Source organism: Pantoea sp. GbtcB22 (assembly GCF_019091025.1).
GTDB classification, from domain to species: Bacteria; Pseudomonadota; Gammaproteobacteria; order Enterobacterales; family Enterobacteriaceae; genus Pantoea; species Pantoea leporis.
Genome location: NZ_JAGXKB010000457.1, coordinates 1 through 253, shown reverse-complemented (window position 1 = coordinate 253; position 253 = coordinate 1). Strand labels below are relative to the sequence as shown.

Below are 253 nucleotides of genomic sequence, written 5' to 3'. Positions count from 1 at the left end.
GTTCTTCTGGCTGCTCAATGTTATTGTATTGGAGTAATTCAATTCGGATATCAGCCAGTACAAGCAAAGCCAACCGTACATCAGCTCCCCTTGCACCTGTAACCTCATCGATTATAGGCCCAGACATTTTTCCTTCACGTAATAATTTTCCGCCAAGAATCTGAGTCCAGAATAATAATGAGTCTTCAATATTTTTAACTGAAAAAGCAACGTGATTGACACTTATGTTCATGTGATTACCTACTGAGTCTTG

1 protein-coding gene is annotated in these 253 nt (G+C 39.1%); it reads right to left on the bottom strand.

From position 1 onward, the window contains the following. Positions 1-232, bottom strand: a 232-nt coding sequence (locus tag KVT28_RS25715) for a VOC family protein (RefSeq protein WP_217551066.1), incomplete at its 3' end; no start/stop codon positions are given. Positions 233-253: the final 21 nt, after the last annotated feature.